14 protein-coding genes are annotated in these 15868 nt (G+C 66.1%); 12 read left to right on the plus strand and 2 right to left on the minus strand.

Features of this window, described 5'->3' with window-relative positions:
* Positions 1 to 41 precede the first annotated feature (41 nt).
* The 9 genes from mdh (at position 42) to QZ755_RS04300 (ending at position 11448) form a co-directional block, all read left to right on the plus strand.
* Positions 42 to 1004, plus strand: a complete 963-nt coding sequence (gene mdh / locus QZ755_RS04260) for a malate dehydrogenase (RefSeq protein ID WP_294320086.1) — start codon at positions 42 to 44, stop codon at positions 1002 to 1004.
* 58 nt (positions 1005 to 1062) lie between these two features.
* Positions 1063 to 1359: a GIY-YIG nuclease family protein gene (locus tag QZ755_RS04265; RefSeq protein WP_294320087.1), complete on the plus strand. Its 297-nt coding sequence runs from the start codon at positions 1063 to 1065 to the stop codon at positions 1357 to 1359.
* Between the two features lie 52 nt (positions 1360 to 1411).
* Positions 1412 to 2296: a succinate--CoA ligase subunit alpha gene (gene sucD, locus QZ755_RS04270; RefSeq protein ID WP_294320089.1), complete on the plus strand. Its 885-nt coding sequence runs from the start codon at positions 1412 to 1414 to the stop codon at positions 2294 to 2296.
* A 74-nt stretch (positions 2297 to 2370) separates the two neighbouring features.
* The gene (locus QZ755_RS04275) at positions 2371 to 5331 is read left to right on the plus strand and encodes a 2-oxoglutarate dehydrogenase E1 component (protein WP_294320091.1); all 2961 of its coding nucleotides are present in this window, start codon (positions 2371 to 2373) and stop codon (positions 5329 to 5331) included.
* Between the two features lie 42 nt (positions 5332 to 5373).
* Complete coding sequence (gene odhB / locus QZ755_RS04280) at positions 5374 to 6621, plus strand: 2-oxoglutarate dehydrogenase complex dihydrolipoyllysine-residue succinyltransferase (RefSeq protein WP_294320093.1); 1248 nt, start codon at positions 5374 to 5376, stop codon at positions 6619 to 6621.
* A 23-nt stretch (positions 6622 to 6644) separates the two neighbouring features.
* Complete coding sequence (locus QZ755_RS04285; protein ID WP_294320095.1) at positions 6645 to 7136, plus strand: DUF1877 family protein; 492 nt, start codon at positions 6645 to 6647, stop codon at positions 7134 to 7136.
* A gap of 15 nt (positions 7137 to 7151) precedes the next feature.
* Positions 7152 to 8552, plus strand: a complete 1401-nt coding sequence (gene lpdA, locus QZ755_RS04290) for a dihydrolipoyl dehydrogenase (protein WP_294320097.1) — start codon at positions 7152 to 7154, stop codon at positions 8550 to 8552.
* A gap of 149 nt (positions 8553 to 8701) precedes the next feature.
* Positions 8702 to 10246 carry a CpaF family protein gene (locus tag QZ755_RS04295; protein WP_294320099.1) on the plus strand — a complete coding sequence of 515 codons (1545 nt, stop codon included), beginning with the start codon at positions 8702 to 8704 and terminating at the stop codon, positions 10244 to 10246.
* 35 nt (positions 10247 to 10281) lie between these two features.
* Entirely contained in the window at positions 10282 to 11448 is a 1167-nt protein-coding gene (locus QZ755_RS04300; RefSeq protein WP_294320202.1) for an aspartyl protease family protein, read from the plus strand.
* Between the two features lie 128 nt (positions 11449 to 11576).
* Here QZ755_RS04300 and QZ755_RS04305 read toward each other — a convergent pair whose 3' ends face one another.
* Positions 11577 to 11768 carry a hypothetical protein gene (locus QZ755_RS04305; protein WP_294320101.1) on the minus strand — a complete coding sequence of 64 codons (192 nt, stop codon included), beginning with the start codon at positions 11766 to 11768 and terminating at the stop codon, positions 11577 to 11579.
* Between the two features lie 26 nt (positions 11769 to 11794).
* On the opposite strand from QZ755_RS04305, the gene QZ755_RS04310 reads away from it, so the two are divergent.
* Positions 11795 to 12595: a methyltransferase domain-containing protein gene (locus QZ755_RS04310; protein WP_294320103.1), complete on the plus strand. Its 801-nt coding sequence runs from the start codon at positions 11795 to 11797 to the stop codon at positions 12593 to 12595.
* A 185-nt stretch (positions 12596 to 12780) separates the two neighbouring features.
* Here QZ755_RS04310 and phaR read toward each other — a convergent pair whose 3' ends face one another.
* On the minus strand, positions 12781 to 13371 hold the full coding sequence (gene phaR, locus QZ755_RS04315; RefSeq protein WP_294320105.1) for a polyhydroxyalkanoate synthesis repressor PhaR: 591 nt from the start codon (positions 13369 to 13371) through the stop codon (positions 12781 to 12783).
* 29 nt (positions 13372 to 13400) lie between these two features.
* Between phaR and QZ755_RS04320 the strand changes: the two genes are divergently transcribed.
* Together QZ755_RS04320 and QZ755_RS04325 are read left to right on the plus strand one after the other, a co-directional pair.
* A complete protein-coding gene (locus tag QZ755_RS04320; RefSeq protein ID WP_294320107.1) occupies positions 13401 to 14468 on the plus strand; it encodes an alpha/beta fold hydrolase in 1068 nt (355 codons plus the stop codon).
* Positions 14469 to 14483: 15 nt separating this feature from the next.
* On the plus strand, positions 14484 to 15656 hold the full coding sequence (locus tag QZ755_RS04325) for an acetyl-CoA C-acetyltransferase (RefSeq protein WP_294320109.1): 1173 nt from the start codon (positions 14484 to 14486) through the stop codon (positions 15654 to 15656).
* The last annotated feature ends 212 nt before the right edge of the window (positions 15657 to 15868 follow it).

The following is a 15868-nucleotide window of genomic DNA, read 5'->3' on the forward strand; positions in this document are numbered from 1 at the left end:
CGCGGCAGGACCGCGTCCGACTTGCTACGGAGAGAGACGTCTTGGCTCGCAAGAAGATCGCGCTGATCGGCGCTGGCAACATCGGCGGGACCCTCGCCCACCTCGCCGCCCTCAAGGGGCTGGGCGATATCGTTCTGTTCGACGTGGTGGAAGGCGTGCCGCAGGGCAAGGCGCTCGACCTGTCGCAGTGCGGCCCGGTCGAAGGGTTCGACGCGACGATCACCGGCACCAACGACTATGCCGACATCGCGGGCGCGGACGTCATCATCGTCACCGCCGGTGTGGCACGCAAGCCCGGCATGAGCCGCGACGACCTGCTCGGCATCAACCTGAAGGTGATGAAGGCCGTCGGCGAGGGCATCAGGAACAACGCCCCCGACGCGTTCGTCATCTGCATCACCAACCCGCTCGACGCGATGGTGTGGGCGCTGCGCGAATTCAGCGGCCTGCCGCACAACAAGGTCGTCGGCATGGCCGGCGTCCTCGACAGCGCGCGCTTCAGCCACTTCCTGGCGGACGAGTTCAAGGTCTCGGTCAAGGACGTCAACAGCTTCGTGCTGGGCGGCCATGGCGACACGATGGTCCCGGTCCTCGAATATTCGACCGTCAGCGGCATCCCGGTCACCGACCTGATCGAAATGGGCATGTCGACCAAGGAGCGCGTCGACGCGATCGTCAAGCGTACCCGTGGCGGCGGCGGCGAGATCGTCGGCCTGCTCAAGACCGGTTCGGCCTTCTACGCGCCCGCCACCAGCGGCATCGCGATGGCCGAAGCCTATCTGTACGACCAGAAGCGCGTCCTGCCCTGCGCGGCGTATCTGTCGGGTGAATATGGCGTCGATGATTTGTATGTCGGCGTGCCCGTCGTGATCGGTGCCGGCGGCGTCGAGAAGATCGTCGAAGTGAAGCTGGGCGACGAAGCCAAGGCCAACCTCCAGGTCTCGGTCGACGCGGTCAAGGAACTGCTGGTCGCCTGCAAGGGGATCGACGAGACGCTGGCGTAATCCCGCACAACGACCGTACCCCGGCGAAGGCCGGGGTCCAGTTGGGTAAAGGCCGATGATGGAACGACGCGGTTTCGTCTACATCATGGCCAGCGGGCGTAACGGGACGATCTATGTCGGATCGACCAGCGACCTGGTGAAACGCATCTACGACCACCGCAACGGGACGGTCGATGGCTTCACCAACAAACGAAACTGTCATCGCCTCGTCTGGTACAAGGTGCATGACGACATCAATTCCGCCCGCCTGCGCGAGCGGCGAATGAAGGAATGGAAGCGAGCCTGGAAACTGCGCGAGATCGAAGGCCTCAATCCCGACTGGGACGACCTGTACGATCGGATCGCACGACCATGACCGCCTTCGCAACTGGACCCCGGCCTTCGCCGGGGTACGCTGGAGCAGACGCATGAGCATCCTCGTCAACAAGAACACCAAGGTCATCACCCAGGGGATGACCGGCGAAACCGGCAGCTTCCATACCAAGGCGGCGCTGGAATATGGCACGCAGATGGTCGGCGGCGTGACGCCGGGCAAGGGCGGGACCGAGCATCTGGGCCTCCCGGTCTACAACACCGTCGCCGAAGCCAAGTCGAAGACCGGTGCCGACGCCTCGGTCATCTACGTTCCGCCGCCCTTCGCCGCCGATTCGATCCTCGAAGCGATCGACGCCGAAATCCCGCTGATCGTCGCAATCACCGAAGGCATTCCGGTGCTGGACATGGTCAAGGTCAAGCGCGCGCTGTCGGGTTCGAAGTCGCGGCTGATCGGTCCGAACTGCCCCGGCGTGCTGACGCCGGGCGAGTGCAAGATCGGCATCATGCCGGGGTCGATCTTCAAGAAGGGCAGCGTCGGCGTCGTGTCGCGCTCGGGCACGCTGACCTATGAAGCGGTGTTCCAGACCTCGAACGCCGGCCTTGGCCAGACGACCGCCGTCGGCATCGGTGGCGATCCGGTCAACGGCACCAACTTCATCGACGTGCTGGAACTGTTCCTGGCCGACGACCAGACCCAGTCGATCATCATGATCGGCGAGATCGGCGGCGATGCGGAGGAACAGGCCGCGCAGTTCCTGATCGACGAGGCCAAGCGTGGCCGCAAGAAGCCGATGGCCGGTTTCATCGCGGGCCGCACCGCGCCTCCGGGCCGTCGCATGGGCCATGCCGGTGCGATCGTGTCGGGCGGCAAGGGCGATGCGGAAAGCAAGATCGCGGCGATGGAAGCAGCAGGCATCAAGGTCGCGGCATCGCCCAGCGAACTCGGCTCGACGCTGCTCGAAGTGCTGAACGGTTGAACGAACGTGCCCTGCGCGACGGAACGCGCGGGGCACATCCCGGTTGGACCGGGACTGAACGACAGGAAGTGACCATGGGCTACGAAGGCCAGGATTTCGACATCGCCGCCGGCGTCAGCCCGGCATTCGTGGAAACGCTCTATGGTCGCTACCGCGAGGACCCCTCGTCGGTTGATGCCGGCTGGCGCCAGTGGTTCGACGGGCTGGAAGGTGCGACCCAGCACCCCAGCTGGCAGAGCAAGCGCTGGCCGCTGACCGAGACCGATGCGCTGACCGCCGCGCTCGACCCGACGCAGATGGAGCCGGCGCCCAAGCCCGCGCGGGGCGGCAAGCCCGCCCCGGCCGCCGCGCCTGCTGCACCCAAGGTTGACGTGGCGAAGGCCGCCGGCGACGCGATCCGCGCGCAGCTGCTGATCCGCACCTATCGCGTCCGCGGGCACCTTGCCGCTAACCTCGACCCGCTGGGCCTCGCCACCCGTGAGATGCCCGAGGATCTGCGCACCGAATATTACGGCTTCTCCGATGCCGAGATCGATACGCCGGTCTATCTCGGCGGTACGCTCGGCCTCGAATGGGCGACCGTTCGCGAGATCGTCGACATCCTGCGCGCAAACTACTGCGGCAATGTCGGCCTCGAATATATGCACATCGCGGACGTGGAGGAGCGCCGCTTCCTTCAGGACCGGATGGAGGGCCGCGACAAGGCGATCCAGTTCACCCCCGAAGGCAAGAAGGCGATCCTCGCCAAGGTCATCGAGGCGGAACAGTGGGAGAAGTTCCTCGGCCGCAAGTACGTCGGCACGAAGCGCTTCGGCCTCGACGGCGGTGAATCGATGATCCCGGCATTGGAAGCGGTCATCAAGTACGGCGGCCAGCTGGGCGTGCGCGAGATCGTGTACGGCATGGCGCATCGTGGCCGCCTGAACGTGCTGACCAACGTGATGGCCAAGCCGTTCCGCGTGCTGTTCCACGAATTCGCTGGCGGCAGCGCCAACCCCGACGACATCGGCGGCTCGGGCGACGTGAAGTACCACCTCGGCACCTCGACCGACCGCAGCTTCGACGACGTGTCGGTCCATATGTCGCTGGTCGCGAACCCCAGCCACCTCGAAGCGGTGAACCCGGTCGTGCTGGGCAAGGTGCGTGCGCAGCAGACCTTCCGTGGCGACCTGGAGAAGCACGAACAGGTGCTGCCGGTCCTGATCCATGGCGATGCGGCGTTCGCCGGCCAGGGGATCGTGTGGGAATGCCTCGGTTTCTCGGGTATCCGCGGCTACAATACCGGCGGCTGCGTCCACTTCATCATCAACAACCAGGTCGGCTTCACGACGTCGCCGCAGTTCGCGCGCTCGTCGCCCTATCCGTCGGACGTGGCGAAGGGGGTGCAGGCACCGATCTTCCACGTCAACGGCGACGATCCCGAAGCGGTGACCTTCGCCACCAAGATGGCGATCGAGTTCCGCCAGCAATTCAAGCGCGACATCGTGATCGACATGTGGTGCTATCGCCGCTTCGGCCATAACGAAGGCGACGAACCGTCCTTCACCCAGCCGCTGATGTACGCCAAGATCAAGGGCCATCCCGGCGTTAGCGAAATCTATGGCAAGCGCCTCGCCGACGAAGGCGTCATCGACGGCGAGTTCGTCGCCGCCAAGACCGCCGAGTTCACCCAGTTGCTCGAAGGCGAGTTCGAGAACGCCAAGAGCTACAAGCCCAACCGCGCCGACTGGTTCGCCGGTCGCTGGTCGGGGCTGCACGCGCCGATGGACCCGGAAGGCTCGCGCCGCTCGGTCGACACCGGCATCGAACAGAAGCTGTTCGACTCGCTCGGCCGCACACTGACCACGATCCCCGACGACCTGCAGGTCCACAAGACGCTGGCCCGTGTTCTCGACGCCAAGCGCGGCATGTTCGGCAATGGCGAAGGCTTCGACTGGGCGACCGCCGAGGCGCTGGCCTTCGGTTCGCTGCTGTCGGAAGGCTTCGGCGTCCGCCTGTCGGGGCAGGATTCGGGTCGCGGCACCTTCTCGCAGCGGCACGCGGTGTGGGTCGACCAGACCGACGAACACAAGTTCGTGCCGCTGAAGACCATCGAGCATGGCAGCTTCGAAGTGCTCGACAGCCCGCTCAGCGAATATGGCGTGCTGGGCTTCGAATATGGCTATGCGCTGGCGGACCCCAAGGCGCTGGTAATCTGGGAAGCGCAGTTCGGCGATTTCGCCAACGGCGCGCAGATCATGATCGACCAGTTCATCGCGGCGGGCGAAGCCAAGTGGTTGCGCGCCAACGGCCTCGTGATGATGCTGCCGCACGGTTATGAAGGCCAGGGTCCGGAGCATAGCTCGGCACGTCTGGAGCGCTTCCTGCAGCTGTGCGCGGGCGACAATATGCAGGTCGCCAACGTCACCTCGCCGGCGAACCTGTTCCACCTGCTGCGTCGCCAGATGCATCGCAATTTCCGCAAGCCCCTCGTCATCATGACACCCAAGTCGCTGCTGCGGCACAAGATGGCGGTGTCGAAGACCGAGGACTTCCTGCCGGGTACGCACTTCAAGCGGCTGCTGTCCGATCCGTCGGCCCCGGCGGATGCCAACACGACGCGGCTGGTGCTGTGTTCGGGCAAGGTCGCGTTCGACCTGATCGAAGCACGCGACGCGGCGGGCGATACGCAGACGCAGATCGTCCGCGTGGAACAGATTTATCCGTTCCCGACCGATGCGCTGGTCGCACGGCTGAAGAACCTGCCCAACCTGACCGACGTGGTCTGGGCGCAGGAGGAGCCGAAGAACAACGGTTCGTGGTTCCTGACCGAACCGGCGATCGAGGAGGCCCTTGCCGAAGCCGGTGCCCCAGTCGCACGCGCCCGCTATGCCGGTCGCGCGGCGGCGGCATCGCCCGCCACCGGGCTGATGAAGCGCCACCAGGCCGAACAGGGCGCGCTGGTCGCCGATGCGCTCGGCCACAATGTCCGCGACGAAATCCGCCGCACCCGTCAGGCCGAGGGCGATCGCGCCACCGGCAAGGCCGCATCCTAACCGTGTTATTACCCCCGACACGGGGGAGATGAGGAAGATCCGATGGCAACCGAAGTTCTGGTCCCCACGCTGGGCGAATCGATCACCGAAGCGACGCTGGGCGAATGGTTGAAGAAGCCCGGTGAGGCGGTCGCCGCCGACGAACCGATCGCTTCGCTTGAAACCGACAAGGTGTCGGTCGAGGTTCCGGCACCCGTGGCCGGTGTCATGGGCGCGCACGCCGTGCAGCCGGGCGACACCGTGTCGGTCGGCGCGATGATCGCCACGATCGAATCGGGCGACGGCGCCGCTGCGCCGAAGGCCGATGCCCCGAAGCAGGACGCTGCCCCCGCCGCCGCCCCTGCCCCGGCCGCCGCGCAGCAGGCCCCGGCCGCCGGCGACACCAATGTCGACGCCGCAGCGCTGTCGCCATCGGTGCGCCGCGCGATCCTCGAACACGGTGTCGACCCGGCCAAGGTCAAGGGCACCGGCCGTGACGGTCGCATCACCAAGGAAGACGTGGTCGCCGCCGCCGGTGACAAGTCGGCCGCCGCCGCGCCTGCCGCTGCCGCCCCGGCCGCCGCAGCGCCGGCTGCCAGCGCCGCCCCGACCCGTGGCGAAGAGCGCGTGAAGATGACGCGCCTGCGCCAGACGATCGCCCGCCGCCTGAAGGAAGCGCAGGACACCGCCGCGCTGCTCACTACCTTCAACGACGTCGACATGACGGCGGTGATCGAGGCGCGCGCCAAGTACAAGGACCTGTTCGAGAAGAAGCATGGCGTCCGCCTCGGCTTCATGGGCTTCTTCGTGAAGGCCGCGACGATGGCGCTGAAGGACATTCCGTCGGTCAACGCATCAATCGAGGGCGATGAGATCGTCTATCGCGACTATGCCGACATCTCGGTCGCCGTGTCGGCGCCGGGCGGCCTCGTCGTCCCGGTCATCCGCGACGCCGACAAGCTGTCGGTCGCGGGCGTCGAGAAGACGATCGGCGATTTCGGCAAGCGCGCCAAGGACGGCACGCTGAAGATGGACGAGATGAAGGGCGGCACCTTCACCATCTCGAACGGCGGCGTGTTCGGGTCGCTGATGTCGACCCCGATCATCAACCCGCCGCAGTCGGCGGTGCTGGGCCTCCACCGCATCGAGGAACGCCCGGTCGTCCGTGACGGACAGGTCGTGGTGCGTCCGATGATGTATCTGGCACTCAGCTACGACCATCGCCTGATCGACGGTCGCGAGGCGGTGACCTTCCTCGTCGCGCTGAAGAACGCGATCGAGGACCCGACGCGCCTGCTGATCGACCTCTAAGAGGCGGACGAAGACCGATGGGCATGGTGATCTATCTGCGTCGGGCCGGCGATGCCGACATCGACCGGCTGGTCGCCGACCCATCGGTGTTCGAGGAGTTCCTGTTCGAGGAAGGCGTCGAGAATCTCGACTTCCTCGATCTGGGCGAAGCATGGCACGCGGTCCATTATCTGCTGACCGGATCGGCCGAGGATGTCGGGCATACGCTTGGGATCATCATCGCCGCGCTGCCTGAGCTGGGTGCGGACGAGAATGGCGAGGGCGGGATCGGCCTGATCGCGCCGCCGCTGATGAAGGCGTTCGCCGACGCACTCGACAGGCAAGACGACGCCACCCTCGCCCGCCGGTTCGATCCACCTGCAATGGCGAAGGCGGATGTCTATCTGGCAGATACCTTCGGCAGCGCCGACGCGCTTGACTATGTGACGCAGGGGATACCGGCCCTGCGACAATTTGCGGCACAATGCCGCCGTACCGGCGACGGCGCGATCCGCGTGATCGCCCACAACGACTAGGACGGGATACACATCATGGCTGAATATGACTTCGACGTCCTCGTGATCGGTGCCGGCCCCGGTGGCTATGTCGCGGCGATCCGCGCGGCGCAGCTGGGGCTGAAGACCGCCTGCGCCGAAGGGCGTGAGACGCTGGGCGGAACCTGTCTGAACGTCGGGTGCATCCCGTCCAAGGCGCTGCTGCACGCATCCGAACTGTACGAGGAAGCGACCGGCGGTCACCTCGCCAAGTTCGGTGTCGAGATCCAGGGTGCGTCGCTCAACCTCGACCAGATGCATGCCGAGAAGAAGAAGGCGGTCGGCGAACTGACCGGCGGCATCGAATATCTGTTCAAGAAGAACAAGGTCGAATGGCTGAAGGGCTATGCCGCGTTCGAGAATGACAACACGGTAAAGGTCGGCGACCGCACTGTCACCGCGCGCGACATCGTGATCGCGACGGGTTCGAGCGTCACCCCGCTGCCGGGCGTGCAGGTCGATAACGACGCGGCGATCATCGTCGATTCGACCGGTGCGCTGGCGCTGCCCAAGGTGCCCGAGCATCTGGTGGTGATCGGCGGCGGTGTGATCGGCCTCGAGCTCGGCAGCGTGTGGCGTCGCCTGGGTGCCAAGGTCACCGTGGTTGAATATGCCGACCAGATCCTGCCGGGCTTCGACGGTGAGGTCCGCAAGGAATCAGCCAAGCTGTTCAAGAAGCAGGGCTTCGACCTGAAGACGTCGACCAAGGTCACCGGCGCGTCGGTCGATGGCGGCACCGCCACGCTGACGCTCGAACCCGCCGCCGGCGGTGAGGCGACCACGCTGACCGCCGATGCGGTGCTGGTGTCGATCGGCCGCCGCGCGAACACCGAAGGCCTCGCGCTCGACAAGGCGGGCCTGGCGGTCAACCAGCGCGGACAGGTCGATATCGACGAGGAATTCCGCACCAAGGTTGACGGCATCTGGGCGATCGGCGACGTGGTCCACGGCCCGATGCTGGCGCACAAGGCCGAGGATGAAGGCGTCGCGGTCGCGGAATTCATCGCCGGGCAGACCGGCATCGTGAACCACGACGTGATCCCGTCGGTTGTCTACACCATGCCTGAAATTGCCGGCGTCGGCCTCACGGAAGAGGCTGCCAAGGAAAAGGGCGAGATCAAGGTCGGCAAGTTCCCCTTCGCCGCCAACAGCCGCGCCAAGACCAACCGCGACACCGACGGCTTCGTGAAGGTCATCGCCGACGCCAAGACCGACCGCGTCATCGGTGTGTGGATCGTGTCGTCACTGGCCGGCACGATGATCGCGCAGGCGGCACAGGCGATGGAGTTCGGCGCGACCAGTGAGGACATCGCCTACACCTGCCACGCGCACCCGACCCATGCCGAGGCGCTGAAGGAAGCGGCGATGGCGGTGCAGGGCAAGCCGATCCATATCTGATCGCGACAGCCTTCAGGGACGTTCGGGGGGCGGGGCATGGTGACATGCCCCGCCCCTTCCGCGTCCGGGTCGCCCGGCGATCGATGGTTAGGAAGTTGTAAAAGCTTGTCGTCTAGGCTCACGCCCAGGAATTCGACGGGGTGGCAGGCGTGAACGCATTCGGACGGCGCAGCGGATTGGGCGGATCGGGCGGCAGGCCTTCCTTCGGCGTCGCCCGCCCGATGCAGGGATCGGGACCAGCGCGTGCGGCCGATCTGGACGGCGCGGCGCAATTCCCGTCGCTGGGGCAAGTGCCGCTGCCCGGCGGTGACCTCGAACCCATGCCCGGCGAACAGGCCAGCGCCTTGCCGCAAGGGGTCGGCGACGCGATGCAGCGCCTTGCCGATCGGCAGGCACTGTCGGGCGAGGCCGGCAACAGCCGGGTCGAGGGGTTCGAAACCTCGATCCACCGGATCAAGGAACAGGTGCTGCCCCGCCTGCTCGAACGCGTCGATCCCGAAGCCGCCGCGACGCTGACCAAGGACGAACTGGCCGAGGAATTTCGCCCGATCGTGGGGGAAGTGCTGGCCGAGCTGAAGCTGACGCTCAACCGGCGCGAGCAGTTCGCGCTGGAAAAGGTGCTGGTCGACGAACTGCTGGGTCTGGGGCCGCTCGAGGAATTGCTGGCCGATCCGGCAATCAGCGACATCATGGTCAACGGCCCCGAACAGACCTTTGTCGAGCGCAAGGGCAAGCTCGAACTCGCCAACATCAATTTTCGCGACGAGGAACATCTGTTCCAGATCGCGCAGCGCATCTGCAACTCGGTCGGCCGCCGCGTCGACCAGACCACGCCGCTGGCCGACGCCCGCCTGAAGGACGGCAGCCGCGTCAACGTGATCGTGCCGCCCTTGAGCCTCAAGGGCACCGCAATCTCGATCCGTAAGTTTTCGGCCAAGCCGATCACCATCGACATGATGGCCGGTTTCGGGTCGATGAGCACGAAGATGGCGACCGCGCTGAAGGTCGCCGGGGCCAGCCGCTTCAACATCGTGATTTCCGGCGGCACCGGTTCGGGCAAGACCACGATGCTCAACGCCCTGTCGAAGATGATCGACCCCGGCGAGCGCGTGCTGACGATCGAGGACGCCGCCGAATTGCGCCTGCAGCAGCCGCACTGGCTCCCCCTCGAAACCCGCCCGCCGAATCTGGAGGGGCAAGGCGAGATCACGATCCGCGACCTGGTGAAGAACGCGCTGCGTATGCGCCCGGACCGGATCATCCTGGGCGAAATCCGTGGCAGCGAGTGTTTCGATCTGCTGGCGGCGATGAACACCGGCCACGACGGATCGATGGCGACGCTCCACTCCAACTCCCCGCGTGAATGCCTGGCGCGTATGGAGAACATGGTGATGATGTCGGACATCAAGGTGCCGAAGGAAGCGATCAGCCGCCAGATCGCCGATTCAGTCGACCTGATCGTGCAGGTGAAGCGCCTGCGCGACGGTTCGCGCCGCGTGACCAACATTACCGAGGTAATCGGGATGGAAGGCCCGGTGATCGTCACCCAGGAACTGTTCAAGTTCGAATATCTGGACGAAAGCGCCGACGGCAAGATCATCGGCGAATATCGTTCGATGGGGATGCGCCCCTACACGCTCGACAAGGCGAAACAATATGGTTTCGACCAGGCGTTGCTGGAGGCATGCTTGTAGCATCAGGCACTTGGCGCGCCTACAGTCGCGTGGTGATGCTCCGCCTGATCCTCGCGCTGCTGCTCTGCGCGCCCGCCGCCGCCCATGCGCAGGGGCAACTCGCCAGCGATGCGGAAGCGCGCTGGGTACCCTTCACACTGACCGCCGCCAATCATCTACGCTTCGCGATGACCATCGATGGGGTGGCGGCACAGGCGCTGCTCGACACCGGCCTCAACCACAGCGCGGTCAGCCGGGAGTTCGCGCGGCGAGCGAAACTGTCGATCGATACGAAGGACGCCGCCGCCGGCATCGCACTGGGCGGGGCGATCCGCGTCGACTGGGCCGCGACGAAGACGGTCGCGTTCGGCGCGTTCAGTCGCAGCGGCGGACGGGTGGCGGTGATCGACCTGCCGAAATTGCTCGCCAGTGCCTCCGGCGATGCCGAGGTGCTGGTCGGAACCGACCTGATCGCACCCAATGCGATCGACATCGACTTCGCCAATCGCCGGTTTCGCCTGCTGCCCAGCGGCCGAATGCCCTTTGCCGGCACGCGTGTCCCGATGAATTTGCAGGCTGGCAGCGGGCTGTATCTGACCGAGGCGACGCTCGGGAAGCACCGTGTCCGCCCGCTGCTGATCGACACCGGCGACGGCGGATCGCTGAGCATCGCGCGCAGCCAGTGGCGCGCAGGCGGGATCAAGGGCGCGCGCGTCACCTCGACCATCGCGTTCGGCGCGGGCGGGGTGGTCGAGGCCGGGCTGACCGTGACCGATCAGGTTGCGCTGGGTGGGGTGCCGACTGGCCCCATCGAACTCCGGATCGAGGGCGATGGCGGCTTTACCAGGCAGGTCCGCGTGGCGGGACGGGTCGGCACCGGGCTGTTGCTGCGCTACCGCGTGTTGCTCGACCCCGCCGCCGGGCAGATGGTGGTCGCCCCCAACCCGACCGCCCCGTCCCCGCCGCTCAAATCGACCAGCGGCCTGCTACTCGGCTATGACCGCGCCCGGCTGCGCGTGCTGCACGTCATGGCCGGGGGTCCTGCGGCAAAGGCGGGGTGGAAGGCCGACGAGCTGATCTGCACCGTCGATGGCAAGCCGGTGGCGCTGACCGCCGATGGCGGGGTCGATGTCCGCTGGGGCACGGACACACCGGGGCGGGTCGTGAAGCTGGCGCTGTGCGACGGGACCGAACGGTCGCTGACGCTGGCGCGTTTCTATTAGGGGTTGATACAGTCCCCCCTTACTCGAACGTCATCCCGGCGGAGGCTGGGATCTCCCGGTTATCAGGCGGGACAGGAGCCGCGTGGGGCCGCAGCCTTCACTCGGGCGACGTCATGCGGCGGGCTTTCCTATTTCAACGCCATCGCCACCGCGAACACGACCAGCAGCACCGCGATCAGTTGCACGAGCATCCACGGCATCCAGCCGACGCGATCGGGATCACGACGCAAGGTACGGCGGCGTTCCGCCAGCACCGACACCGCAAACAGCATCGCCGCGACGCCCGCAATCGTCCATAACAGCCTGTGTGCGTCGTCCACCTATTCCTCCCGTCAGGAGTTTCCCCATGCGTCGAACCGCCCTGTTCCTGCCAGTCCTAAGTGCCGCGCTGGTCGCCCTCTCCCCAGCCCCGGCCCAGGCACCGCGTGGACCCTTGGCCAGCGCGATCGCATCGCCGCTGCGCAGCCCGGCCAATGTGGCGCGCGACCGCTATCGCCACCCGGCGGAAACGCTGGCGTTCTTTGGCGTGAAGCCGAGCGATACCGTGGTCGAAATCTGGCCGGGCAATGGCTGGTACAGTGAAATCTTGGCCCCGATGCTGCGCGAAAAGGGCCGCTATATCGCCGCCGGGCCGCTGCCCCGCACCGTCGACATGGTGACGAAGCTGCAGGCACGCGACGCGACGGGGTTCGGCAAGGCCCAGGTCGTGGCCTTCCCGGTCGCTGCCGGAACGGTCGGCGTACCTGACGGCACGGCGGACAAGGTGCTGACGTTCCGGAACGTCCATAACTGGCGCTTCGGCGGGGCGGATCAGGCGCAGGCGGCGTTCGACGCGATGTTCCGCATGTTGAAGCCGGGCGGCGTGCTGGGCGTGGTCGAACACCGCCTGCCCGAAGCACGCGACGCTGCGGCCGAGGAAAAGTCGGGCTATATGAAGGAAAGCTCGGTCATCGCCTTTGCGACCAAGGCCGGGTTCAAGCTGGCGGGGCGGTCGAATGTGAACGCCAACCCGAAGGACACCGCCGACTGGCCGCAGGGGGTGTGGACGCTGCCGCCGACCTATCGACTGGGCGATACCGACCGCGCGAAATATGCTGCGATCGGGGAAAGCGATCGGATGACGCTGCGGTTCGTCAAGCCGAGGTGAGGGGTTCGGGGGGCGGTAACCGCCCCCCGCCCCGCCCACACCGTTCGGTTCGAGTAGCGATCGAGCGAAGTCGAGAGCGCATATCGAGAACGCGGTTCCGCTTTGCGCAAGTTCTCGACAGACGCTTCTCGACAAGCTCGAAGCTGCTCGAACCGAACGGGAAAGGAAAAACAGGTCCTGCCGTTTTACCCCAGCTTGTCGACCTTGTCCTGCAACCGCGCGAGTTCGGCACGCAGCGCGGACATCTCGTCGTTCTTGGACGCTCCCTCCGACGTGGTCGCTGCCGGGGTCGGCGAGGGCGTCGCCCCTGCAGTGCCGGGCGCTCCGGGGGCGCCGGGCTTGAAGGCGTGGGCCGCCGCCTCGAACATCGCCAAGTTACGCTTGGCGATCTCGGCGAAGGGCGAATGGGCGAAGGCGCCCTCGACCGCGGTCTTGAACTGTTCCTGGTTCCGGCGGAAGCTGTCCATCGACGCCTCCAGATAGCCCGGCACCATCGCCTGCATCGAATCACCGTACAGCGTGATCAGCTGGCGCAGGAAGCTCACCGGCAGCAACGTCTGCCCCCGGCTTTCCTCTTCCATGATGATCTGCGTCAGCACATTGTGGGTGATGTCGTCGTCGGTCTTGGCATCGACCACCTTGAAGTCGCGATGCTCGCGCGTCATCGCCGCCAGATGCTCGAGCGTGATGTAGGACGACGTCTCGGTATTATAGAGCCGGCGATTGGCGTATTTCTTGATGATGACGGGGCTGCCGTCGGCCGCTGCCTTCTTCATGGAAAAACCTTTGCGCGAAAGATGACAGGATGGGTACACCGCTTGATACCGCGCCGCAACACGGGCCGCGCCCATTGCCACTCTTTCTGTCGATGCTGCGCAGCGAAACGCTCAACGACCCCGACCGCCGCACCCGCGCGCTGGCCGGATTGCGCGCGTATCAGGATGCGCCGCGCCTGCGCCGCGCCCCTGCTCCCGAGGCGATCGCGCGGGACGGACGCGTCAGCCTGCGCGATTATGGCGGTGCCGGGCGGGCGGTGGTGGTGGTCCCGTCGCTGATCAACCCGCCGTTCGTTCTCGACCTGGCGCCCGACACTTCGCTGCTGCGCTGGCTGGCGGGACAGGGGTTGCGGGTGTTGCTGGTCGATTGGGGCACGCCCACGCCCGACGACCGGGCGATGGAGCTGGGCGACCATGCGCAGGCGGTAGCGCGGCTGTGCGCGACGCTGGACGAACCGCCGTTGCTGGTCGGCTATTGTCTGGGCGGGACGATCGCGTTGGCGACCGCTGCGTTCGTGCCCGTGGCCGGGATCGCGCTGATCGCGACACCGTGGCGCTTCGACGGGTTCGGCGATGCCGGCCGCGCGGCGATCGCCGATATGTGGACCGCCGCCCAGCCAACCGCCGAGCGACTGGGGCTGCTGCCGATGGAATTGCTGCAGTCGATGTTCTGGCAGATCGATCCCGCGCGCACGGTCGAAAAATTCGTGCAGTTCGCCGATCTCGATTCCGCAGGTCCGGCGGGGCAGGCGTTCGTCGCGCTGGAGGACTGGGCCAATGGCGGTGCGCCGCTTCCCTATGCTGCGGGACGCGAATTGTTCGACGACCTGTTCGATGCCGACCTGCCGGGCCGGGGGCGCTGGGGTGTCGGCGGGCGGGTCGTGTCACCCCGTCCGCCGGTACCGATGGTCGAGTTCGTGGCCGAGAACGACCGCATCGTTCCCGCCGCCAGCGCGATCGGCCTGCCCGACCAACGGATGGTGCCGGCCGGCCATGTCGGTATGATCGTCGGGCGGCGGGGCCGTAGCGTCCTGTGGGAACCGCTTGCGCACTGGCTAAGCGCCGTTCCGCACAGTAGAGAACGCCCGAACCCTTAGGGAGAAGGATTGCCCATGTCCGAAGTCGTCATCGTTGCCGCCAAGCGTACGCCTGTTGGTAGTTTCCTGGGTTCCTTTGCCACCGTGCCCGCGCACGAACTGGGGCGGCAGGCGATCGCCGCCGCGCTGGATCAGGCGGGCGTCGCGCCGGAGGACGTTTCGGAAGTGATCCTGGGCCAGGTGCTGACCGCTGGCCATGGCCAGAACCCGGCGCGGCAGGCGTCGATGGCGGCAGGATGCCCCAAGGAAGTGCCGGCATGGGGCATCAACCAGGTCTGCGGATCGGGCCTGCGCGCCGTCGCACTGGCGGCACAGGCGATCCAGACCGGCGACGCGACGATCGTGGTTGCAGGCGGCCAGGAAAGCATGTCGCTCGCCGCCCATGCGGTACAGTTGCGCGCCGGCACCAAGATGGGCGATGGCACCATGGTCGACACCATGATCAAGGACGGCCTGACCGACGTCTTCAACGGCTATCACATGGGCATCACCGCCGAGAACCTCGCGGCGCAATATGAACTGACCCGCGGCGAGCAGGACGAATTCGCCGTCCGCTCGCAGAACCGGGCCGAGGCCGCGCGCGCCGAGGGTCGTTTCAAGGACGAGATCGCCCCGGTCACGATCAAGGGCCGCAAGGGCGACACGATTGTCGACCAGGACGAATACATCCGCGCCGGTGCGACCATCGACGGCGTGTCGGGCCTGCGTCCGGCGTTCAAGAAGGACGGCACGGTGACCGCCGCCAACGCATCGGGCCTGAATGACGGCGCCGCCGCGCTGGTCGTGATGTCGGCCGACGAAGCCGCCAAGCGCGGTCTCGAACCGCTCGCCACGATCAAGAGCTGGGCGACCGCCGGCGTCGATCCGTCGATCATGGGCATCGGCCCCGTCCCCGCATCGCGCCGTGCGCTGGAAAAGGCCGGCTGGAGCGTCGACGACCTCGACCTGGTCGAAGCCAACGAAGCCTTTGCCGCACAGGCGCTGGCCGTCGGCAAGGACATGGGCTGGACCGCGGACAAGGTGAACGTGAACGGCGGCGCGATCGCGATCGGCCACCCGATCGGCGCCTCGGGCGCGCGCGTGCTGACGACTCTGCTGTACGAGATGAAGCGCCGCGACGCGAAGAAGGGGCTGGCGACGCTATGTATCGGCGGCGGCATGGGAATCGCGATGTGCGTCGAGCGGTAAGAGAATTACAATATCGCGTTTCCGAATAATTTAGTTACGCATATTGATTACATTATTATGCGATTGCGCGGCGCGCCAATATGACATTACTGTAACGTGACATTCATGTCACATTCACATTACGAAAACATATTGGTGCGCTGACGCGCCTTGCCTGAAGCCCCGTCCCGATATTTTCTAGGGCCAGCGCCGGTCGTAACGCCGGCACAAAA

This window comes from uncultured Sphingomonas sp., from assembly GCF_913776855.1.
Classification (GTDB): domain Bacteria; phylum Pseudomonadota; class Alphaproteobacteria; order Sphingomonadales; family Sphingomonadaceae; genus Sphingomonas.